Genomic DNA, 20,832 nt, shown 5'->3' with positions numbered 1-20,832 from the left:
AGCCCCGATAGAAGCGGCATCCTTTTATGCTGGCGTTTAGCATAAAAGATACAGCGGATAGCGGGACTAAATGTTGTTTTGAAAACAGATTTTTCTGCTCCTGAAATCAATAAAATTAATCTTGAAGTGCTATTTTTACTTTTGGCAGCATTCGTTCCACAAACATTTTATAAGCATTTTCAGAAGGATGAAGACCATCTGATGCCACCAAACTTGTATTGTTTAATCCTTGACGTGTAATATCGGTTATAGATACAAAAGTAATGCCTTGCTGCATACAATAATTTTCGGCGAAGGAATTGTAATTGTTGAGTTCGGTTGTTATTTTCATTTGTGCGTCGGCACCAAACATTTTTCCAAAAGGTGTATACGCATAATCTGGAATTGAAAGTACAATTACATTTTTTTTATCACCTTTAGCCAGCATTACAGCTTTGTTGACCAGCTCAGGAAATTCTTTTTCATACACCGAAAAATCTCTGCCCTGATATTGGTTATTTACACCAATCAGCAACGTAACCAGATCATAATTTGATTCTGGATTTTGTTCTTTTATGGCTGTTAGTAAATTATTAGTCGTCCATCCAGTAGTAGCGATGACTTTTAGTGAAAAACTGGTTTCGGGATAAAGTGCTTTTAAACTTGCTTTAAGCTGTTCAGGATATCTGCAGGTTTCGCAGACGCTCTGACCAATTGTATAACTGTCTCCTAATGCCAGATAATTTATAGACTTAGAGATAGGTGTAGTGGGAACTTGTGTGGTAGGAGGAATTACTGGAGCTGGTGAAACAGGAGTTTCTGAGGGAGAATCTTCGGTATTACAGCTCAGTAAAAATACAGAAAGTATAACGGTAACTATTTGTTTGAATTGCGGTTTCATAATTTGTTTAAAATTAGTTTAGGCTCATTAAACAAATAGTTACGTTAAATATGCGGTTTCGGTTTTACACCATCTCGGCTTTTAGCACGATTTCTTCTTCAATGGCATTCCAAAGTCCGATACGTTTTTCAAGAGCTAAAATAGAAACTTCTTCAACTTCTTTCCATTTCTGGGCATCTTCTTCGCATAAATCAGTAATCATCTGCATGGCCATTGGTCCATGTTCATCGGCATCCAATTCAATATGTCTTTCGAAGTAGTAAAGCAATTTCGCTAAATCGACTTCCGGAAGGTTCTTTTGAAAGTTTTTAAGGATTTCAGTAAACATACTCGGAATTAAATCTTCTCTTCCAAAGGTAAATGCCGCAGCGATTTCGTGTGGTTTTCCTTCTTCGATAACTCTGAAGGTAAAATCTAAAAATGATTTTACATCAGGATGTAATGAACTTTGTTTGATTGCAACAAAAATATTGTGAAGAGAGTGAACTTGAGATAAAAATGTATTAATACCTTCTATATCTGCACCGCAAGCTTCCATAGCTTCAATGTACATTTCGTAGTGGCTTTGTCTTCTGCCGTCGATACTAATATCTGTTTCTTCTGCTAAGACAATTTCATTAATTAAATATCTGGTTTCTGGATTTTTGGTAGCAAACCAAGGTGTTGTAGTGCAGGTAAGTTTAGCTTGTAAAGCTTTTAATAAAGACATAAAATCCCAAACTGCAAAAACATGATTTTCTACAAAACTATGCAAGTCGTCGATACTTTGAATTTTTTTGTATAAAGAATGGTTTAAAAGCTGATCTTTTTGAGGTTGAATGCTATTGTGTATAGTTTCAATATTCATTTATATAAAATTTTGTGCAAATATAAAAAGCTTCTCGGTTAGAAGAAGCTTTTTATATTGTTTTTGTATATAATTTAATAGTTGTTTATGATTTAAATGCTGGAATTCCAGTCACATCCATTCCGGTTATGAGTAAATGAATATCATGAGTTCCTTCGTAAGTAATGACACTTTCAAGGTTCATCATGTGTCTCATAATAGAATATTCACCCGTGATTCCCATTCCGCCTAACATTTGTCTAGCTTCACGGGCAATGTGTATGGCCATATCAACATTGTTGCGTTTTGCCATTGAAATCTGCGCAGAGGTTGCTTTTCCTTCATTTCTTAAAACACCTAGACGCCATGTTAATAATTGCGCTTTTGTGATTTCGGTAATCATCTCTGCTAATTTTTTTTGCTGAAGTTGTGTTCCGCCAATTGGTTTTCCAAACTGGATTCTTTCTTTAGCATAACGTAAAGCGGTATCGTAGCAGTCCATTGCAGCGCCAATAGCTCCCCAGGCAATTCCATATCTCGCTGAATCTAAACAGCCAAGTGGTGCTCCTAATCCTGATTTATTAGGTAGAAGATTTTCTTTGGGAACTTTTACATTATCAAATATTAATTCTCCAGTTGCAGATGCACGCAGTGACCATTTGTTGTGAGTTTCAGGAGTTGTAAAACCTTCCATTCCTCTTTCAACAATCAAACCGTGAATTCTGCCTTCTTCATTTTTTGCCCAAACAACAGCAATATCTGCAAAAGGAGCATTTGAAATCCACATTTTGGCACCATTTAGCAAATAATGATCACCCATATCTTTAAAATTGGTAATCATGCTTCCTGGATCAGAACCATGATCAGGTTCAGTTAATCCAAAACATCCTATATATTCTCCCGTTGCTAATTTTGGGAGATATTTCATTCGTTGTTCTTCGTTTCCGTATTTCCAGATCGGGTACATAACCAGTGAAGATTGCACCGATGAAGTGGATCTTACACCAGAATCACCTCTTTCAATTTCCTGCATTATCAGCCCATATGAAATCTGGTCCAGACCAGCACCACCATATTCTACAGGGATATAAGGTCCAAATCCGCCAATTTCACCAAGTCCTTTTATAATTTGCTTAGGAAATTCTGCCTTTTGAGCATATTCTTCAATGATTGGAGAAACTTCTCTTTTAACCCATGCACGAGCAGATTCGCGGACTAATTTATGTTCTTCTGTTAATAAATCGTCAAGGTTGTAATAATCTGGAGCTTGAAATAAGTCTGGTTTCATTTGATTAGTTTTTTTCAAAACAAATTTAAGGAATAAAAATATAACAAAACAAAGGAAAATTGTTATATTTATATTATATAGTTAAAAAATAATCACAAATAAGATAAATTAATTTTAGTTTATTGATAATTTATAGACTAATTTTGAGATTCCAAAAAATAATAAATTGAATGAGGCTGATCATCTCTTTTCTACTTTTTTTTGTTCTTAATACTGCATTTGCCCAACATAAAAGTGCATTGACTGAAGAAGAGTATTTGATATTGCAAGAAAAAATTCGACTAAATTATAATGCTAATGTCGATAGTGCCCTTGTATACGCTAATCAGATGGCAAAATCAAACAATTTTAAGCACTTGGCTTTTGCAAATGGTGCAATGACACAATTGTTTCAGATTAAGGGAAATACCAAACTCTCTAAAGAAAAGTACACACTGGCACTTAAATATCTTGAAAAAGTGCCTGACTCACGAGATAAAACTCAGCTTAAATCCTACATCTACAATTATGGTGGTTTAGCCGACTGGAAAAGGGGTAACTTTAGTGCTGCACTTGAAAAATACCAGCAAGGGATGAAACTTTCGCTGGAAATTGGTGATATAATTCAAATTGTCAAATTTAAAGGAAATATAGCTTTGATAAACGAAGCTGTCGGGAATTATCAATTAGCAATCAAAAATTTAAGGCAGTTAAATGATTTTGTCGATCAAAATGAAGGACTTTTTTCTAAAGAAGATTTTTTAAATAGAAAGAGTAACATTAATGTAAGTCTTGGAAGTTCATATGAAAATTATTTTATTAAGAATTTAGATAAAAAAATCTTGCTTGATTCTGCCGAATATTTTTATAAAAGAGCCATTAATTATTCGCAAAATTTCGCAGACAATAAAATCACAGCAAAATTAAGCTTAGGCAATATATATAACTGGAAAGGAGATTATAAAGCAGCCGAAAAGACTTACTATGATATTTTATTGTATTCGAGACAAAATAATCAGCCAGATCTTACATGCGTTGCAAATTACAACTTGGGAGATATTTATTTTACTACAAAAAAGTATGATAAAGCAATTGTTTTCTTTAAAAAATGTGATTCACTGGCTGAAATAACAAAATCAAATAATATAGATTTTCTAAAGTCAAATTACTATCAGGCAAAGATTTATAATTTGATGAAAGAGCCGGAACTTGCTTATAAACATTCTAAAATTTATCTGGATAATTATGAGCAGTTTCAAACGAAGTTAAATCATGAAGCTTTAGAAGTAAATTATAAATTAGGAGTAAATGATTTAACGGAAGAAATGGTTGTGATTCAAGAAAAATATCGGTACGATGTTTTCTTGAACAAAGCTTTAAAAGTATTTTATGTTTTATTAGTAGTTGGAATTGTATTCCTTCTTATAAAAAATATTAGGGATAAAAATAAAGCACATAAAAAAATGAACGCTTTAATAGAAGAATTTAAAGCAAACATTGAGAAGAAAAATAATCCAGAGTTAGCGCTTGTGGAAGTACATGATGAAGAAGTTTTTGAAACGGAAGAAATTCATCTTAAAAAAGAGAATATCAATTTGAGTATTGATGAAGCGAAGGAGAACAAAATTGTCGAAAAGCTTCTTGCTCTTGAAAACAAATTAGAGTATTTGAATGCTGATTTTACCTTGCCGTATGTAGCAAAAAAAATCAAAACAAATACAACGTATTTGTCTTATGTGGTAAATAAACGATTTGGTAAATCTTTTGGAGAGTATTCGAACGAACTTAAAATTAATTACGTAATCAATGAGATGATTACAAACCATATGTATAGAAAATATTCTACGCAGGCAATCGCCGAAAGTGTAGGATTTAAAAATGCAGTATCTTTTGCAAAATCATTTCGCAAAAGAACTGGAGTATCTCCAGCTCAGTTTGCGAATAATATTTAGTAGCTATAAAAATATTTTTTTGGAGCTTAAATTGATTCGGAAATTATACGTTTCCGTTGGTGTCTTTTTTACCAGGATCTACTGGTGCTGATGATGTTGTTACTTCATCTCCCCCTCTTACTTTTTTTTGTTGATTTTTAGTCAATTTTTCTACTTCAAAATCTTCAAGTTTAAAATTCATAGTTGCCATCTTTAATTGTATTAAGGTTACTGATATGTCAAAACTAAAGAAAATGACATGCTCTTGATCGAGAATTGGGTTTTTAGTGTTTTTAAATCTTAATTTTTCATTTAATTTGTTGATAATCAGATAATTGAATTAATATAAAGGATGCTATAATTTATAAATTGTATGTAGTATAATTAATAAATTGTGTGCTTTCGGAATTATTTTTTGAAGAAAAACACCAATCTTTGTACTGCAATTACGATTTAAAACAGTCCAAGAACATGTTGAAACTCATTCAAAAATTTCTTCAAATAAACCGATATTCCGAAGTGAAAAGCGAATTTAAAGATTTGTTCCTTTCGCATCCGAATTATCCAAGCTTGTTTGCGATAACTGATTCGTTCGATTTGTTATCAATTGAGAATGCAGCGGTGCGTGTTCCAAAAGAACAAATCGTAGATCTGCCTTCAAATTTTTTGGCCTATTTTAAAGATGAATTGATTTTGGTTGAGAAGGCAAAGAATTTTGTCCGAATCAATACCATGAAAAAAGGATCGCAGAAAATATCTTATGATAAATTCCTTTTGGACTGGAATGGTGTTATTGTGGCAATTGAGCCAAATAATGTGGTGGCAAGAGAAAATTTAAGAGTAGAATTGAGCTGGTTAAAATACTTCGTTCCTTTTTTACTTCTAGGCGGATTATCATTTTTTTACAATACATACAATGTTTTTAGTATCATATTTTTATTGACATCATCATTAGGATTGATCGTGAGTACATTAATTGTTCAGGAAAAACTTGGTTTTAAAAATAGTGTTATCTCAAATTTCTGTAATCTAAGTACCAATTCATCTTGTAATTCTGTACTTGGATTTAACGAAAATTATGAGAATAAATGGATAAGTTTTTCAGACTTGCCATTGTTGTTCTTCGGCGCAAGTTTTATTGCAATTTTAGTACAGCCACTGAGTTCATCTATTTTTGTTGGTTTCTTGAGCTTATTGGCTATCCCTGTTATAGTGTCGTCAATATGGATTCAAAAATTCGAACTTCAAAAATGGTGCGTCATGTGTTTAATGGTTTCGTTTTTGATTTTTACTCAAAGCCTTATATGGTTTTCGTCAGACTTATTTACATTAAGTTTTAGTTTTAGTGCCATTTTCCCATATGTATTCTCTTTGGCTCTTTTAATACCAATTTGGTTTGTAGTAAAATCAGCAGCAAAGAATGTTCTTGACAATGAGAATTCATTAAAGGAATTAAAAAAGTTCAAAAGAAATTACAGTCTGTTAAACTTCTTATCTAAAAAAGTCACACACACAAACGGATTTGAAGATTTAAGAGGTTTGAATTTTGGAAACCGAAACGCAGTAGTAAGATTAACGATAGTAATAAGTCCAAGTTGTGTACACTGTCATAAAACATTTCAAGAAGCGTTTGATTTAGTTTTAAAATTTCCTGATAAAATATATTTGACAGTATTATTTAATATTAATCCTGAGAATGTAGATAATCCATATAAAGCAGTTGTCGAAAGACTTCTAACAATTAATAGATTAACTCCAGGAAAAACGGTAGAGGCAATTTCAGATTGGCATATTAAAAAAATGAGTCTGAAAAGATGGTTAAAAAAATGGCAGATTGAAAATGTCAGCATGATGATTAACCAAGAGATCAATAAACAATATGAGTGGTGTTCTAAAAATGATTTTAATTATACACCAGTGAAGATTGTAAACGAAAAATTGTTTCCTAACGAATATGAATTAAGTGAATTGAAATATTTCTTAAATGATTTCGTAGACGAAAAAGAAACAATTCTCGAAAGAATAGCTTAAGTTTTTTGGCTTAAGATTTGAATAAAGAATGAATAAAATTTAGTGTTATGTTGAAGTATATTTTAAATCTAGAAGGTTCACAAGAAATAAGTGCAAGCGAACAAAAAACAATAGTAGGCACTACTAATGTCGAGGCATCAAAATGTGAAACATGGAATTCAATTATATCTTTTGAAGACTGTGCAGATTATTACCCTGAATTATACTATTCAGAAGTAAGTTAGTTTTTAAAATTATTTAATAAGTAATGTACAATAAAGCCTTTTTAAAATTTAGTCATGTTTTTTTTAATTCGTAGGCGCTCGATCGTGGAACATTGAGCAATTTATCCCAACATTGATGATTGGTGTCGGGATTCTCAGGAAAATTGGTCACTTAGATTGGTTTTATTTGGTTAGGGCTGATCAAGTGACATCTCCTAGAGAAAATGTATATTACAAATAATATATCATATTTAGATTGTTTTTATATAGAGAGGAAAAATGTTTCCTCTCTATTTTTTTTATACCTAAATCACTTTTTTAAAAGCTGCTTCAAAACTGAATTTTCTTCTTCTAATTTCTGGCTGTATTTAATAATCATTTCAATAATCTGTAAATACATTTTATGATTATCAATTTCGTTAGCTTGTGAAAAATTCTTTTTAAGGTCATCGATATTTTTATCTAATATTTTAGCAAAACGAGCCCATTCGTTTTCACGTATTCGAGATATACCTCTCTCTTTTTTAGAATAAGTAGTCTGCTCCATAGCTAGCATTTCTGCCATTTCCTTTTGGGTTAAACCTTTTTCTTTTCTGGCTTTTACCAAATTTTCATGTTCCATTATCATCAAAAATAAAAAACCAATATACAGTTATTTCTTAATAAATTTTAAATATTTTTTTGAATTTCCTAAAAATAACCTAAAAATTTCCTACAAAAAACGATTGAGTAATTTTTGTTTCAACCATTTTTGCATCTTAAATCTTAAAAAAACTTGATCGCGGCAAATTTTTATTTTTTGATTTAGAATGCATAATAATTAAAAATTTTAAAACTATGAAAATTCAAAAAATGTCTCTTGCAACAGCGCAAGGAAAATTATCAAGAAAAGAAATGAAGACTATTATGGCTGGGAGCGATATCGGTACTGGAGGTGTTTGCGTATCTACACGTGCTTGTGATTCTGGATGTGCAGTAACAAATAATGGAGAAACAGGTGTTTGCAGTTATTGTTGTTATGCCTAATTTTTAAGACATCATATTTCCCATTTTTAAGTTTCACTACATTTTGTTGTGAAACTTATTCCTAAATAACTAAAGATGATAAATAAAACGATTACAATTTTTACTTTATTTATTTCTGGCTTGATTTATAGTCAGGTTAAAATTACAGTACATGGAAACATAGAGGCAAAAGAAAACATTAACGATACTATTTCTTTTATTCCAGGACTATTTTTAGATGATAAATATTATGAAAATCAATTCTTAAGTATTCCTATCATTAAAAATGAATTTCATTTGAATCTCAGTATCAATTATCCTCAAATGTATGTAGTTGGTTTAAATAGTGAAAAAAATAGTGGTAAGCTTAGATTTGATTGTTGTTTTATTGATAATACGACGACCTTAATATCTTTGGATTCAAATTTCAGAATAAAAAAATCAAACGGGAATACCAATAAAGAATTTTTAAATAGATTCATCCCTTATATTTTTAAAGATAAAAAAGAAATTTTCATTTTTACAATTTTGATGAAAGTTTAGACGAGAGATTATTCAATTATATTAAAGAGAATCCAGATTCATATGTTGCACTTTGGTTTTTAATTGGAAGATTCAATAAAGAAGGGTATACAGAATTATATAATAAAAGTCTGCAATCTTTTTCACAAAAAATTAAAAATGACATTCTTTGGAAAAAGATAAATGAAGAGTTCTTAGATATAGAAATTAGAGAAGGTTTCGAGTTTCCTGAAATAGTTTTGAAAGACATTAATTTAAAATTTGAAACATTACAAATACCCGAAACAGAATATACTTTAATAGATTTTTGGTTTAGTCGCTGTCGGCCGTGTTTAGAAGAAATGCCAAAATGGATTGCCTTATACGAAAGATATAATTCAAATGGTCTGAATATAATCAGTATTTCTACAGATAAAACAGAAAATGTAAAGACATATTGGCAGAAAAGAGTAATTGAAAAAAAAATACCGTGGAAAAATTATTTAGATGAGAATGGTGTTTTTGCCTTTAAAGAAAAAATATTTTCATTTCCCACTAATTACCTGCTTAATAATAAAGGTGAAGTTATTCAAAAAAATATTGCACCCGAAGAACTCGAGAAGTTATTAATAAATTCTTATAAAATTAAAACATATTTTGATGATTATGTCAGACAGCCTCAAGTTCCTATTTCGGTGTTTAAAAAAGATTAATATAAGAATTGACTAAACCGAATTTGTATTTCAAATGCAATTACATTTCAATTTTCCAAAAAAAGCCTAAAAAATTCCTACATAAAACGATTGAGTAATTTTTGTTTTAATCATTTTTGTAGCGTAAATCTTAAAAAAACTTGATCGCGACAATTTTTATTTTTGATTTAGAATGTATAATATTAAAATTTTAAAACTATGAAAATTCAGAAAATGTCTCTTGCAACAGCACAAGGAAAATTATCAAGAAAAGAAATGAAGACTATTATGGCTGGAAGTGGAGTATATGATGAAAATAAAAAAGGGTGTGGTGCGTGTTCTAGTGCGTATGATTGTGGATCAGGTTGTAATGCGTGCGATGGACGTTCTTGTTTTACATTTAAATAATTAGTACTTGTTAGTAAATTATTCTTAAAAGCAGGGAATCTTAATTTAATTAAGATTTCTTGCTTTTGATTAAACTTGATTATATGAAATTAAAACTTTCAATTTCCCTTTTCTTTCTCTCATTTATAATGGTAGCGCAGCACAACTTTATGTTAAATGGCATCTGCTCAAAAAATGCTAACACAAAAAGCATTTATTTGAGATATAAGATTAATGGCAAAAGCATCACCAAATCTTCAAGGATTCATAACAATAAATTTGTATTTACAGGAGAAATTGATTTCCCAACCCAAGCAATTATTTGTACTCACCCTAAATTTTACATGACAAATTTAAATTCAAAAATATTTTATTTGGAGCCATGTAAAATGGATGTTAAACTCGATTTTAATGATTTCAATACTATAGTTATACATAATTCAAAATCTAACGATGAGTTTGATTCCTTACAAAATACAATGGAGAAGAAAAAAAATCATAAAAAAATTGATTCTATTAGAGAATTAAGTAGATCTTATTCTGATAAAATGATTACAAGAAGTGATAATTCTTTAAAAAATCAAATCCAAAAGAGTTTAGATTCGCTTGATCTACAGTTAGATCAATTGGTCGATCAAAATATTAAAATAAATAAACAATCGGAATTTGAATTTATAAAAAAGAATCCAAATTCATTTATAGCACCTGATTTATTGTATCACATATTAATGCAGGAAGATGAACAAATTTCATATGATACAATTAAAAATTTATACAATAAATTATCGCCAGAAGTTAAAAAATCTTATGGGGGAAAACAGTTGGCTGAAAAATTAATATACTCTAAGAATAGTAGAATTGGAAGCCTAGCCCCTGATTTTAAAGGAAGAGATGTAAATGATAACTTATTACAACTAAGTTCATTTAGAAATAATAAGTGTGTGCTTCTTGATTTTTGGGCAAGTTGGTGTGGTCCGTGCAGAGAAGATTTTCCTTTTTTAAAAGAAATATATTTTAAATATAAAGACAAAGGTTTAGAAATTATAAGTGTTTCAAGGGACGAAAAACTTGATTTATGGAGAAATACAATAAAAACAGAAAGTGTTGAAAAATGGAAACATTTTTCAATTAAGGAAAACAAAAGTGCAATTGAAGATATATATGCGGTAACAGGAATTCCAGTAAAAATATTAATAGATAAAGATGGCAATATCATTGGCAGGTGGATAGGTAGCAGTCTAGAAATCAAAGCAGAAATAGAAAGCATGATTAGTAAAGTATTTCAGGACTAATCTATAATGTCATTTTCCAAATAATCAATAACAAAAACCTTCTATTGATTCTTACACAATTTTTCTTTTAGGAAAAGAATCAATTAAAATTATGGGAATGCAATAGCTTATATGAATGCCTCAATTAAATTTTACTCGAAAAAATGAAAAATGAATTAAATTACCTATTTCAATACCTTGACAAAGAAAACATTGGCATCGACAAAGAAGAATTCTTATTCCAAAATCAGTCACATCCCGATTATCCTTCTTTACTATCAATTACAGACACATTAAGTTTTTTTAATATTGAGAATGGAGTAATGCGAGTAAAAGTCTCTGATATTAAGTTGTTGCCAGATCATTACGTTACTTTTTTAAATGAAGAAACTAATAGCCCACAACTCTACTTTGTTGAAAGAAAAGACAATATCTTTCTTTGGAATAAAGGTAAAAAAACGTTAACAATTACTGAATCAGAACTAGAATCAAGATGGAATGGTATTGTACTTTTAATAGAGAAATTAGAAAATGAAGAAACACTAAAACAAACTAAAAGTTCTTTATCAAAGGTTTTACAAATCTTCGCTTTATTGTTGTTTGCATTATTGCTTTCTCAATTCGAGACAGACTTTTTAACTAAACTTTTTCTTGTTTTTCCAATTATTGGTATTTTTTTTCTCTATTGCCGCCCTGAAGGATTTGTTTGGTACAAAAAGTACCTTGCTCAACAGTTTTTGTAATATGACGTCATCCACTAGTTGTGCTAATGTAGTGGATTCTACTAAATGGAAAATTTTTGAAGTTGTAAATTTTAGTGATTTGAGTATTGTATTCTTTGTTTCTCAATTTTTAGGCTTACTGGTGTTCTTATTTTCTAACAATGTGAGAGACTATTTTACAATTCAAAAAATACTGCTTTTAATATCCATTCCCATTTTATTTTTATCGGTATATTATCAAAAATTTGTCGAGAAAAAATGGTGCCCCATTTGTATGTCTATTATTTCTATTATCCTTTTAGAGTTGGGTTATTTGGCTCTTCTTCAAAATATAACTTTTACAATTTTAACCAAAGCAGTAATTATTTTTGGATTTATTTTTTTGTCAATAACTCTAATTTGGTCTAATTTGAAAAAATTGCTTACCAAACAAAAAGAATTGAAAGAATATCAATTAAAGGCTATTCGATTTGAGCGAAATTATGATATTTTCAAAAGCTCGTTATTTTCAAAAAATAAAGTTCGATTGCCACAAAGCCTATTATTAGTTGGCAATAAAGAAAGTAAAACTATAATTACAGTTATTTCGAGTCCATTTTGTAGTCATTGTAAAGGTGCGCACAAATTGATAGAGACAATTTTAAAAAAACATTATAATGATTTACAAATACAAATAATATTAAAAACAAATTTTGAAACAGAAAACGAAGAGAGAAAAAAGCTATTTAGAAATTTGATAAAAATATACCAACAAAATGGCGAATCTGATTTTATCAAAGCATTAAATGATTGGTTTGAGATCAAAAATTTAAGAGAATGGTTTAGTTTGTTTCCCATAGACGCAACTATCGAATTTGATGAAATGTTTAGCTCTCAATACAAATGGTGCGAAGAAAATGATTATAATTTCACACCCACCATTTTTGTCAATGGTTTTGAATATCCAAAAACATACAGTAGAGATAACCTCGAGTTTTTATAAATGATTTAATAGAAGATGATTTTTAGCTCGTAAATGAAATCAATAGCAGTTATAACCTGTTGGTATGGTGAATATCCATGGTATTTCCCTTATTTTATACATTCTTGTGCATTTAATCCCAGTATTGATTTTTACATTATCACAGACAATTTAGAGACTATATTGAGAAAACCTGATAATGTAATTATTGTGCTTAAAACTTTAGAAGAATTAAAATTAGATGCGTCGGAAAAACTTGGCTTTCAAGTAAATATTGATTATCCTTATAAACTCTGCGATTTTAAGCCAGCCTATGGTTTTTTATTTCCAGAAATTATAGAGGAATATGATTTTTGGGGACAAAGTGATTTAGATATTATTTATGGTAATATACGTGATTTTATTACTATAGATATGTTAGATAAATATGATTTCATTAGTGTTAGACATGATTATACAACAGGATGTTTTGCATTATATAAAAACAACCCAATAATGAATACTTTTTTTATGAAAAGTAAAGACTATATGAAAGTTCTTTCTAATTCCAAACATTATTGTTTTGACGAATGTAACTTTGCTTGGGATGAGTTGACATCAGGGAAATCAATATTTGATCTGGATACAGAAATTGAAAGTTTTACTCATATAATTAAAAAAGCAGAATTGAAAAATGAAATTAAAGTTCATTTTGATTTTATTCTTCTTGAAGGATTAACTGGGAGAATAACATTTGATAATGGTAGAATTTATTACAAAAACCAATTTGAGGGAATAATGTATCATTTATTTTGGTTTAAAAAGATTTATAATGTAAATAAAAAAGTTCTCAAAGTGCCCGATAAATATTACATTAGCAAAACCAAAATTTACCATTCGAGGTAGGAAATAATTGAGAATTGAAAAAATTCACGCATTATAAACAGGCAGATTTTAAAGATTGCGGGCCAACGTGTTTAAAGATTATAGCAAAACACTATGGCAAAACAATCAGAATCCAGGAATTACGAGACAGCAGTGAAACGACTCGTGAAGGAAGTAATCTGCTTTTTTTGAGCGATGCGGCTGAAAAAATCGGTTTTAGGACTTTAGGTGTCAAGCTGAGTTTAGAAAGACTGGAAGAAGCGCCTCTGCCGGGTATTCTGCATTGGAATAAAAATCATTATGTCGTACTTTACAAAATCAAAAAAGGAACGTATTATATTTCTGATCCTGCTTTTGGTTTGATCGAATATAATAAAGAAGATTTTTTGAAGTTCTGGATTGGCAATAATGCCGACGACCAGACTCAGGAAGGTGTTGCACTGCTCATGGAGCCTACTCCAAAATTCTTTCAGTCGGATTTTGATAAAGAAGATGGAAAGGCGCTTGGTTTTGGACTTTTATCTCAGTATGTACTCCGTTATAAATCATTTCTGGTCCAGTTAAGCATTGGACTGCTGGCCAGCAGTTTACTGCAGCTTATTTTTCCTTTTCTAACACAGAGTATTGTTGATATAGGAATCCAGAACCAGAATATCCATTTTATTTATCTCATTCTTTTTGCGCAGCTGTTCCTTTTTGCCGGAAGAACAGGTTTGGAACTTATCAGAAGTTGGATCCTGCTGCATCTTTCCACCCGTATAAACATTTCATTGATATCGGATTTCTTCATTAAATTGATGAATCTGCCTATTTCATTTTTTGATGTAAGAATGACAGGTGATATTATGCAGCGTATTAATGACCACCGCAGAATCGAAAAAATCCTTACGACATCATCGCTCAATGTATTGTTTTCTGTAATTAATATGTTTGTTTTAGGAGGTGTGCTTGCTTATTTCAATCTGAAAATATTCTTAGTATTTTTTGCCGGAAGCCTTCTTTATTTCGGATGGATTGTTTTGTTTTTAAAACGAAGGGAAGCATTAGACTACAAACGATTTTCGGAAGTTTCACAGGAGCAGAGCAAAGTGATGGAGCTTATTAACGGAATGCAGGAAATCAAGCTTCATAACGCCGAAAAGCAGAAACGCTGGAGCTGGGAATACGTACAGGCCAGACTCTTCAGGGTTTCAATAAAAGGTCTGGTTTTAGAACAGACACAAACTATAGGCTCTTCGGTAATTAATGAATTAAAGAATATATTTATCATATTTCTATCGGCAAAACTGGTAATAGATGGTTCTATTACACTGGGAATGATGCTTGCCATCAGCTCGATTGTGGGGAGTTTAAACGGGCCGATTACGCAGTTAATTGAGTTTGTAAGAGAACTTCAGGATGCTAAAATATCGCTGGCAAGATTATCAGAAATTCATGAGAAAGAAGATGAAACCCAGCAGGAAAGCCATCAGAGCAGTGATGTTCCGTATAATTCTGATATTGAGATCAAAGATTTATCGTACCGCTATCTGGGAAGTGATATTCCTGTTCTCGATAATTTAAGTCTGACTATTCCGGCTAATAAAGTAACGGCGGTTGTAGGGGTAAGCGGAAGCGGGAAAACAACCTTGATGAAACTGCTTTTAAAATTTTATGAACCTGAAAAAGGAGAAATTACAATTGGAAATTCACAGTTTAAAAATATTTCACAGAGAGCATGGCGGGCAAACATTGGAGCAGTTATGCAGGAAGGATTTATCTTCAGCGATACGATTGCCAATAATATTGCTATAGGAGTTGATATAATCGATAAGGAAAGACTGGTTTATGCTGCCGATGTGGCCAATATTAAAGAATATATAAGCGAACTTCCTTTAGGATATAATACAAAAATAGGTGCCGAAGGAACCGGAATGAGCACCGGACAGAAACAAAGGCTGCTTATTGCGAGAGCAGTATATAAGAATCCTGAAATCTTGTTCTTTGATGAAGCAACATCCGCTCTGGATGCCAATAACGAAAAAGAAATTATGCAGAAACTGGATGTTTTCTTTAAAAACAAAACCGTTATTGTAATCGCGCACCGTTTAAGCACAGTCATGAACGCAGACCAGATAGTAGTTCTGGACAAAGGAAAAATAATAGAAATAGGTTCTCATACTTCACTTGTAGAGCAGAAAGGAAACTATTTTGAACTGGTAAAAAACCAATTACAGCTGGGAAATTAATATGGCAGAAGATACTACTACATTTGAATTAAGAAGTGAAGAAGTGCAGGACATCCTCACCAAAGTACCGCATTGGATGATCCGCTGGGGAACGGTTTTGATTTTTGTCATCATTGTCATGCTGTTTTTTATTTCCTGGTTTGTAAAATATCCCGATGTTGTCAATACCGAAATTGTAATTACAACTAATATTCCGCCCGAAAAAATTGTAGCTAAATCATCAGGACGAATTGAAGCAATTCTGGTAAAAAATAAAGGCACGGTTTCTAAAAACAGTACGCTTGCCATAATAGAAAATACCGCCGATTACAGAGATGTTTTTCTTTTGAAAAGCATTGTGGAAGGATATAATATTAACGATCCGGGAAAAGAATTTCCTTTTACTCTGCTTAAAAACAAACAGCTTGGGGAAATAGAAAGCGCTTATGCTGTTTTCCAGAAAGATTACCAGGCCCAGGAATTAAACAAGGACCTTCATCCTTTTGAAGTGGAAAGCAGAGCACAGCAGTCGGAAAAAATCCAGATTAAGGAAAGGCTTGAAATTCTGCAGCAGCAGAAGATAATAAATGAAGGCGAGCTGGAGCTTCAGAAAAATGAAATTGCCCGTTTTGAAACCTTATTCAATAAAGGAATTATTTCAGCTCAGGAAATGGAAGCTAAAAAATTAAGTTTTCTTCAGGCGCAGAAAAGTTATCGAGGTCTTCTTTCTTCCATTTCGCAGTTAAAGTCTTCTTTGATTGATAATACAAAATCAAGCCAGAATTCGCAGATAAACAGCACTAAAGAAGAAGTTAATCTCGGACGCAGCGTGTCGCAGTCCTTTTACCAGCTAAAAAAAGTTATAAGAGACTGGGAACTGGCATATGCCTTAAAATCTTCGATAAGCGGAAAGGTTACTTTTCTGCAGGTCTGGACAGAAAACCAGACTATAAACGCAGGAGATAATGTTTTTTCGATTATTCCGGATGCGAAAAACAGTTTTATCGGAAAAGTAAAAGCGCCGGCATTGAATTCGGGTAAAATAAAAGTAGGGCAGAGAGTTAATATCCGTCTGGCTAATTTCCCAGACAGAGAATTTGGTGTTTTAAAAGGAAAAATTAAAAACATTTCGCTTGTTCCGGATAAAGACGGAAATCTGCTTCTGGATGTCGCTCTTCCAAACGGACTGGTGACTTCGTACCATAAACAAATCGTTTTTCAGCAGGAAATGAAAGGAAGCGCTGAAATTGTCACCGAAGACCTTCGTCTGCTGGAAAGGGTTTTATACCAATTCAAAAGTATTTTTGAACAGGTTTAAAATTTTAGGTAAAAATCTTTTGTAAGCTCAATATATTCTGGCGTATAAACATGTCTTTCGATCTCGATTGTTAATTCATCGATTTCGATTTCAGTATTTTCATGTCGGCTGAAAGCTAACAGACTACGTTTAAGAGGTGAGGTCGCATGTCCTTTAACTCGTGTAATTTTTATGGGATATAATGCTGCTTCTTTTGCTAAAGCAATAAATTTTTCTTCTTCTTTATAAGGGATTATGAGGGCGAAAATACCATTTTCAGATAAAAGTAAATCAGCGGCTTCAACCAATTCTTCAAAAGGCATTGCATCTTGAAATCTTGCTAAATCACGTTGTTCGTTTTCAGTTTTATAATCTTCAGCATAAAAAGGAGGATTGGAAACAATTAAATCATATTCATCTTCTGGTTCTTCGATAAACTCATCTAAACCAGCGTGAAAACAAAATAGTCGATCTCCCCACGGCGAAGCTTCAAAATTTTCAACAGCTTGTTCGTAAGCGTCTTCATCAATTTCTAAAGCGTCAATTTGTTCGGCATGAGTTCTTTGTGCCAGCATTAAAGCAACAATTCCAGTTCCTGCACCAATATCTAAAATACTAAACGGATTATGATGAATAGGAGCCCAAGCACCAAGTAAAACACCATCTGTGCCCACTTTCATAGCGCAACGATCTTGATTGATAGAGAATTGCTTAAATTTAAACATGATGAAAATTTTTTAAGTTCAGTTGGAAAACTGAACACTTAAAACTGTGACTGAATACTTCTTAAAGGTACATCTCCACAAGACCTTCGGGAAGATTCATGATTACCTTTTTGTTCTCACGATCGATTTTTACAAGGAAATTGTCGATCATTGGCACTAAGATTTCGACTTCGCCATTTAAAACTTCAAAAAGGGGTTGTGCAGAAGAATCATTGATTGAGGTTATTTTACCGAAAACGCCTAAACGCTGGTCTTCGATTTCAAAACCTATAACTTCGTGGAAATAGAATTTGTTGCCTGTAAGTTTTGGTAACATAGTTAACGGAAGGTAGATGGCGTTTCCAACAAGAGCATCAGCATCTTCTTCGGTGTTTACATCTTCAAAACGAACCCTTAGAAAGTCGTTTTTGTGTAAAGAACTTGATTCAATAAAAAAAGGAACCAAGTGTTTGTTGTGTTCAACAAACACTGATTCCAGATTTTCGTATAACTCAGGCTCATCTGTGTCTAAGTAGATTAAGACTTCGCCCTTGAAACTAAATTTTTTAGCGATTTTACCTAAATAAAAACATTCTTCTTTACGCATTATCGCTAAGTAAAATTATGCTTCAGTTGTTTCGTTATTCTCTTCAGCAGCAGGAGCTTCTTCAGTTGCTTCAGCAACTTCTTCAGTAGCCTCTTCTGTTGCAGAAGCAGCAGCAATAGCATCAGCCTCAGCTTGAGCAGCAGCAGCGATACGTTTAGCGTTTACTTCTTTTTCAGCTTTTAAAGCTTTAGCTTTAGCATCAGCTTGTGCTTTTGATAAACCATCTTTTTTAGCGTCAACTTTTCCAGCTTTTGCTTCTAACCAAGCAGTTAATTTAGCATCAGCTTGTTCTTGAGTTAAAGCTCCTTTACGAACTCCTCCATCAAGGTGGTGTTTCAATAAAGCACCTTTGTAAGAAAGGATAGCTCTTGCAGTATCAGTTGGTTGTGCACCATTGTGTAACCATTTAACTGCGCTGTCAAGGTTTAACTCAACAGTTGCTGGGTTAGTGTTTGGATTGTAAGTACCAATTTTCTCTAAGTATTTACCATCTCTTTTTGAGCGTGCATCTGCAGCTACTACCCAGTAAAAAGGTTTTCCTTTTTTACCGTGTCTTTGTAATCTAATTTTTACTGACATAATCTTATGATTAAATTTTGAGGTACTCGACCTCTGTTAATTAAGGGCGCAAAGATATAATTTTTTTATCAATAATACGTTGAAATGTATAATAATTGTATTTAGTTAGATTTTTGTTAAAAAATCAACTCGCCTGAGTTTCTATTTTACTTATTTCTTTAGAAAACAATACTTTTGCTAAAATTTTCTCGATAATACCACAACAAATGAAAAAATGGATCTTTTTATTGTGCCTGATAGGTTTTTTTACTTCTTGCACAGAAGATGTTAAATTTAATAATCCGGCCTTTCAAACTTTAAAAGACAAAGACTTTTGGAGAGCACAAACGTATAAAGCTCATTTAGAAACAAATGGAACTGTTGTAATAGAAGGCTCCCTAGGTTATGAAAATGTTATTTTAAAAACTGCTTCTTCAGAAGAAGGAACATATGTTTTAGGTAACAATGATGTGTCAAAAGGAATTTATACTAATACACTTCCGTCAGCAGCAGTTTCATTCTCAACAGGAACAAATTCGGGCAGCGGGCAAATTATAATAACAGAACTAAATACAGCCAACAACACTATTTCAGGAACATTCCGATTTACTGCAGTTAATGAAGATCAAACCAATACAGAAAAACCAAGCATTAATTTTACTGAAGGTGTTTTCTATAAAGTTCCAATTCAATAAAAAAGGGATCAACGAAAAGCTGATCCCTTTTTTTGTTTCAGGTTTCAAGTTTCAGGTTGTTGGAACTTGAAACTTGAAACAAAATTAACTTTTATACATTCGCAGCTAACCAGTCACCAACTTCTTTAGTACCGTAAGCTTTGCCTCCGTTGGCTAAATCCTCAGTAACTACTCCAGCTTCTAGGGCTTTGTTTACCGCATCTCTCATTGCTTTTCCTTCTTCCATTAATCCGAAGTTTTCGAACATCATAGCAGCAGATAAAACAGTCGCCATTGGGTTCGCAATGTTTAATCCTGTAGCTTGTGGATATGAACCGTGAATAGGTTCAAATAAAGATACTTCAGCTCCCATAGAGGCAGAAGGCATTAATCCCATTGAACCAGAAATTACAGAAGCCTCATCTGTTAAAATGTCTCCAAATAAGTTTTCAGTAATTAATACGTCATAAGAGTTTGGCCATTGAACCAAACGCATAGCAACGGCGTCAACAAATTCGTATGAAACTTCAACTTCTGGATAATCTTTTTCCATTGCCTGAACGGTTTCTCTCCATAAACGTGAAGTTTCCAAAACGTTTGCTTTATCAACGCAGCATAATTTTTTAGAACGAGTCATTGCTAATTCGAAGCCTTTTTTAGCCAAACGCTGTACTTCTTCCCTTGTGTAAACACAGTTGTCATAAGCAGTATCTCCGTTGTCTTTTCTTCCTTTTTCACCAAAGTAAATTCCGCCAGTTAATTCTCTTAAGAAAACTAAATCAGTTCCTTCGATTCTTTCTCTTTTTAGCGGCGATTTGTCTAATAAAGATGGAAATGTAAAAGTTGGTCTTACGTTTGCAAACAAACCTAAAGCTTTACGCATCTTTAACAAACCTTGTTCAGGACGTACTGGTGCAGAAGGATCATTATCGTATTTAGGGTGGCCAATTGCTCCAAAAAGAACGGCGTCAGCATTTTTGCAGATTTCGTGTGTTGCATCTGGATAAGGTTCACCTACTGCATCAATTGCGGCAGCACCTGTTAAAGCTGGTTTCCAAGTGATTTCATGTCCAAATTTTTGCGCAACAGCATCTGATACTTTTACAGCTTGATCGATTACTTCTGGTCCGATTCCGTCTCCGGCTAAAAGGGCTATGTTTAATTTCATTCTATATTTTTTTAAAAGGTTCAAAGGTTCTGAGTTGCTAAGGTTCTAAGTTTTTTATGCTAAGGTTCTGAGGTCA

General features: G+C 32.2%; 22 protein-coding genes. 13 read left to right on the top strand and 9 right to left on the bottom strand.

The genetic code is table 11. From position 1 onward, the window contains the following. Positions 1–115 precede the first annotated feature (115 nt). The 3 genes from J0383_RS09615 to J0383_RS09605 form a co-directional block, all read right to left on the bottom strand. Positions 116–880 (bottom strand): SGNH/GDSL hydrolase family protein, encoded by a 765-nt coding sequence (locus tag J0383_RS09615; RefSeq protein ID WP_207298180.1) that lies wholly within the window; start codon positions 878–880, stop codon positions 116–118. A 64-nt stretch (positions 881–944) separates the two neighbouring features. After that, positions 945–1,727, bottom strand: a complete 783-nt coding sequence (locus tag J0383_RS09610) for a DUF3050 domain-containing protein (RefSeq protein WP_207298179.1) — start codon at positions 1,725–1,727, stop codon at positions 945–947. Positions 1,728–1,812: 85 nt separating this feature from the next. Further along, positions 1,813–2,994 (bottom strand): acyl-CoA dehydrogenase family protein, encoded by a 1,182-nt coding sequence (locus J0383_RS09605; protein WP_207298178.1) that lies wholly within the window; start codon positions 2,992–2,994, stop codon positions 1,813–1,815. Positions 2,995–3,164: 170 nt separating this feature from the next. On the opposite strand from J0383_RS09605, the gene J0383_RS09600 reads away from it, so the two are divergent. Further along, a complete protein-coding gene (locus J0383_RS09600; protein WP_207298177.1) occupies positions 3,165–4,925 on the top strand; it encodes an AraC family transcriptional regulator in 1,761 nt (586 codons plus the stop codon). 43 nt (positions 4,926–4,968) lie between these two features. Here the strand turns inward: J0383_RS09600 and J0383_RS09595 are convergent, their stop codons facing one another. Next, positions 4,969–5,115, bottom strand: coding sequence for an rSAM-modified peptide (locus J0383_RS09595; RefSeq protein ID WP_207298176.1), 147 nt, complete (start codon positions 5,113–5,115; stop codon positions 4,969–4,971). 260 nt (positions 5,116–5,375) lie between these two features. Between J0383_RS09595 and J0383_RS09590 the strand changes: the two genes are divergently transcribed. Next, complete coding sequence (locus tag J0383_RS09590; RefSeq protein ID WP_207298175.1) at positions 5,376–6,935, top strand: vitamin K epoxide reductase family protein; 1,560 nt, start codon at positions 5,376–5,378, stop codon at positions 6,933–6,935. Positions 6,936–7,448: 513 nt separating this feature from the next. Here J0383_RS09590 and J0383_RS09585 read toward each other — a convergent pair. Continuing rightward, on the bottom strand, positions 7,449–7,760 hold the full coding sequence (locus J0383_RS09585; RefSeq protein WP_207298174.1) for a helix-turn-helix domain-containing protein: 312 nt from the start codon (positions 7,758–7,760) through the stop codon (positions 7,449–7,451). A gap of 215 nt (positions 7,761–7,975) precedes the next feature. Here J0383_RS09585 and J0383_RS09580 point away from each other — a divergent pair, with 215 nt between their 5' ends. The 10 genes from J0383_RS09580 to J0383_RS09535 all read left to right on the top strand — a co-directional run bounded on the left by J0383_RS09580 (position 7,976) and on the right by J0383_RS09535 (position 17,066). After that, positions 7,976–8,164: a hypothetical protein gene (locus J0383_RS09580; RefSeq protein WP_207298173.1), complete on the top strand. Its 189-nt coding sequence runs from the start codon at positions 7,976–7,978 to the stop codon at positions 8,162–8,164. Positions 8,165–8,239: 75 nt separating this feature from the next. Next, complete coding sequence (locus J0383_RS09575) at positions 8,240–8,686, top strand: hypothetical protein (RefSeq protein WP_207298172.1); 447 nt, start codon at positions 8,240–8,242, stop codon at positions 8,684–8,686. A 218-nt stretch (positions 8,687–8,904) separates the two neighbouring features. Further along, entirely contained in the window at positions 8,905–9,357 is a 453-nt protein-coding gene (locus J0383_RS09570) for a TlpA family protein disulfide reductase (RefSeq protein ID WP_207298171.1), read from the top strand. Between the two features lie 198 nt (positions 9,358–9,555). Beyond that, positions 9,556–9,744 carry a hypothetical protein gene (locus tag J0383_RS09565; RefSeq protein WP_207298170.1) on the top strand — a complete coding sequence of 63 codons (189 nt, stop codon included), beginning with the start codon at positions 9,556–9,558 and terminating at the stop codon, positions 9,742–9,744. 83 nt (positions 9,745–9,827) lie between these two features. Further along, positions 9,828–11,015, top strand: a complete 1,188-nt coding sequence (locus tag J0383_RS09560; protein WP_207298169.1) for a TlpA disulfide reductase family protein — start codon at positions 9,828–9,830, stop codon at positions 11,013–11,015. 143 nt (positions 11,016–11,158) lie between these two features. Further along, on the top strand, positions 11,159–11,737 hold the full coding sequence (locus tag J0383_RS09555; protein WP_207298168.1) for a hypothetical protein: 579 nt from the start codon (positions 11,159–11,161) through the stop codon (positions 11,735–11,737). Then, complete coding sequence (locus J0383_RS09550; RefSeq protein ID WP_207298167.1) at positions 11,646–12,698, top strand: vitamin K epoxide reductase family protein; 1,053 nt, start codon at positions 11,646–11,648, stop codon at positions 12,696–12,698. The genes J0383_RS09555 and J0383_RS09550 overlap by 92 nt, the downstream gene beginning before the upstream one ends. A gap of 33 nt (positions 12,699–12,731) precedes the next feature. Beyond that, on the top strand, positions 12,732–13,562 hold the full coding sequence (locus J0383_RS09545; RefSeq protein ID WP_207298166.1) for a DUF6625 family protein: 831 nt from the start codon (positions 12,732–12,734) through the stop codon (positions 13,560–13,562). Between the two features lie 14 nt (positions 13,563–13,576). Continuing rightward, on the top strand, positions 13,577–15,769 hold the full coding sequence (locus tag J0383_RS09540; RefSeq protein WP_207298165.1) for a peptidase domain-containing ABC transporter: 2,193 nt from the start codon (positions 13,577–13,579) through the stop codon (positions 15,767–15,769). 1 nt (position 15,770) lies between these two features. Then, the gene (locus J0383_RS09535; RefSeq protein WP_207298164.1) at positions 15,771–17,066 is read left to right on the top strand and encodes an HlyD family secretion protein; all 1,296 of its coding nucleotides are present in this window, start codon (positions 15,771–15,773) and stop codon (positions 17,064–17,066) included. Here the strand turns inward: J0383_RS09535 and J0383_RS09530 are convergent. The 3 genes from J0383_RS09530 to J0383_RS09520 all read right to left on the bottom strand — a co-directional run bounded on the left by J0383_RS09530 (position 17,063) and on the right by J0383_RS09520 (position 18,935). Then, entirely contained in the window at positions 17,063–17,770 is a 708-nt protein-coding gene (locus J0383_RS09530; protein ID WP_207298163.1) for a tRNA1(Val) (adenine(37)-N6)-methyltransferase, read from the bottom strand. The genes J0383_RS09535 and J0383_RS09530 overlap by 4 nt on opposite strands. Positions 17,771–17,831: 61 nt before the next feature. Continuing rightward, a complete protein-coding gene (rimM, locus tag J0383_RS09525) occupies positions 17,832–18,356 on the bottom strand; it encodes a ribosome maturation factor RimM (protein WP_207298162.1) in 525 nt (174 codons plus the stop codon). A 15-nt stretch (positions 18,357–18,371) separates the two neighbouring features. Then, positions 18,372–18,935 carry a 30S ribosomal protein S16 gene (locus tag J0383_RS09520; RefSeq protein ID WP_207298161.1) on the bottom strand — a complete coding sequence of 188 codons (564 nt, stop codon included), beginning with the start codon at positions 18,933–18,935 and terminating at the stop codon, positions 18,372–18,374. A 206-nt stretch (positions 18,936–19,141) separates the two neighbouring features. Here J0383_RS09520 and J0383_RS09515 point away from each other — a divergent pair, with 206 nt between their 5' ends. Next, the gene (locus J0383_RS09515) at positions 19,142–19,609 is read left to right on the top strand and encodes a DUF6252 family protein (RefSeq protein WP_207298160.1); all 468 of its coding nucleotides are present in this window, start codon (positions 19,142–19,144) and stop codon (positions 19,607–19,609) included. Between the two features lie 91 nt (positions 19,610–19,700). On the opposite strand, the gene leuB is transcribed toward J0383_RS09515, so the two are convergent. Then, positions 19,701–20,756, bottom strand: coding sequence for a 3-isopropylmalate dehydrogenase (leuB, locus tag J0383_RS09510; RefSeq protein ID WP_207298159.1), 1,056 nt, complete (start codon positions 20,754–20,756; stop codon positions 19,701–19,703). Positions 20,757–20,832 lie beyond the last annotated feature (76 nt).

The organism is Flavobacterium endoglycinae (assembly GCF_017352115.1).
GTDB classification, from domain to species: Bacteria; Bacteroidota; Bacteroidia; order Flavobacteriales; family Flavobacteriaceae; genus Flavobacterium; species Flavobacterium endoglycinae.
Note: the sequence above shows the minus strand (reverse complement) of the source record. Positions and strands in the feature narration are given on the sequence as shown.

What these genes read in the sequence shown, in the direction of transcription:
- J0383_RS09615 (WP_207298180.1), bottom strand. Translation starts at nt 880, where the DNA reads ATGAAACCGCAATTCAAACAAATAGTTACCGTTATACTTTCTGTATTT.
- J0383_RS09560 (WP_207298169.1), top strand. Translation starts at nt 9,828, where the DNA reads ATGAAATTAAAACTTTCAATTTCCCTTTTCTTTCTCTCATTTATAATG.
- J0383_RS09610 (WP_207298179.1), bottom strand. Translation starts at nt 1,727, where the DNA reads ATGAATATTGAAACTATACACAATAGCATTCAACCTCAAAAAGATCAG.
- leuB (WP_207298159.1), bottom strand. Translation starts at nt 20,756, where the DNA reads ATGAAATTAAACATAGCCCTTTTAGCCGGAGACGGAATCGGACCAGAA.
- J0383_RS09530 (WP_207298163.1), bottom strand. Translation starts at nt 17,770, where the DNA reads ATGTTTAAATTTAAGCAATTCTCTATCAATCAAGATCGTTGCGCTATG.
- J0383_RS09575 (WP_207298172.1), top strand. Translation starts at nt 8,240, where the DNA reads ATGATAAATAAAACGATTACAATTTTTACTTTATTTATTTCTGGCTTG.
- J0383_RS09515 (WP_207298160.1), top strand. Translation starts at nt 19,142, where the DNA reads ATGAAAAAATGGATCTTTTTATTGTGCCTGATAGGTTTTTTTACTTCT.
- J0383_RS09555 (WP_207298168.1), top strand. Translation starts at nt 11,159, where the DNA reads ATGAAAAATGAATTAAATTACCTATTTCAATACCTTGACAAAGAAAAC.
- J0383_RS09580 (WP_207298173.1), top strand. Translation starts at nt 7,976, where the DNA reads ATGAAAATTCAAAAAATGTCTCTTGCAACAGCGCAAGGAAAATTATCA.
- J0383_RS09565 (WP_207298170.1), top strand. Translation starts at nt 9,556, where the DNA reads ATGAAAATTCAGAAAATGTCTCTTGCAACAGCACAAGGAAAATTATCA.
- J0383_RS09545 (WP_207298166.1), top strand. Translation starts at nt 12,732, where the DNA reads ATGAAATCAATAGCAGTTATAACCTGTTGGTATGGTGAATATCCATGG.
- J0383_RS09590 (WP_207298175.1), top strand. Translation starts at nt 5,376, where the DNA reads ATGTTGAAACTCATTCAAAAATTTCTTCAAATAAACCGATATTCCGAA.
- J0383_RS09535 (WP_207298164.1), top strand. Translation starts at nt 15,771, where the DNA reads ATGGCAGAAGATACTACTACATTTGAATTAAGAAGTGAAGAAGTGCAG.
- J0383_RS09600 (WP_207298177.1), top strand. Translation starts at nt 3,165, where the DNA reads ATGAGGCTGATCATCTCTTTTCTACTTTTTTTTGTTCTTAATACTGCA.
- J0383_RS09595 (WP_207298176.1), bottom strand. Translation starts at nt 5,115, where the DNA reads ATGGCAACTATGAATTTTAAACTTGAAGATTTTGAAGTAGAAAAATTG.
- J0383_RS09605 (WP_207298178.1), bottom strand. Translation starts at nt 2,994, where the DNA reads ATGAAACCAGACTTATTTCAAGCTCCAGATTATTACAACCTTGACGAT.
- J0383_RS09520 (WP_207298161.1), bottom strand. Translation starts at nt 18,935, where the DNA reads ATGTCAGTAAAAATTAGATTACAAAGACACGGTAAAAAAGGAAAACCT.
- J0383_RS09585 (WP_207298174.1), bottom strand. Translation starts at nt 7,760, where the DNA reads ATGGAACATGAAAATTTGGTAAAAGCCAGAAAAGAAAAAGGTTTAACC.
- rimM (WP_207298162.1), bottom strand. Translation starts at nt 18,356, where the DNA reads ATGCGTAAAGAAGAATGTTTTTATTTAGGTAAAATCGCTAAAAAATTT.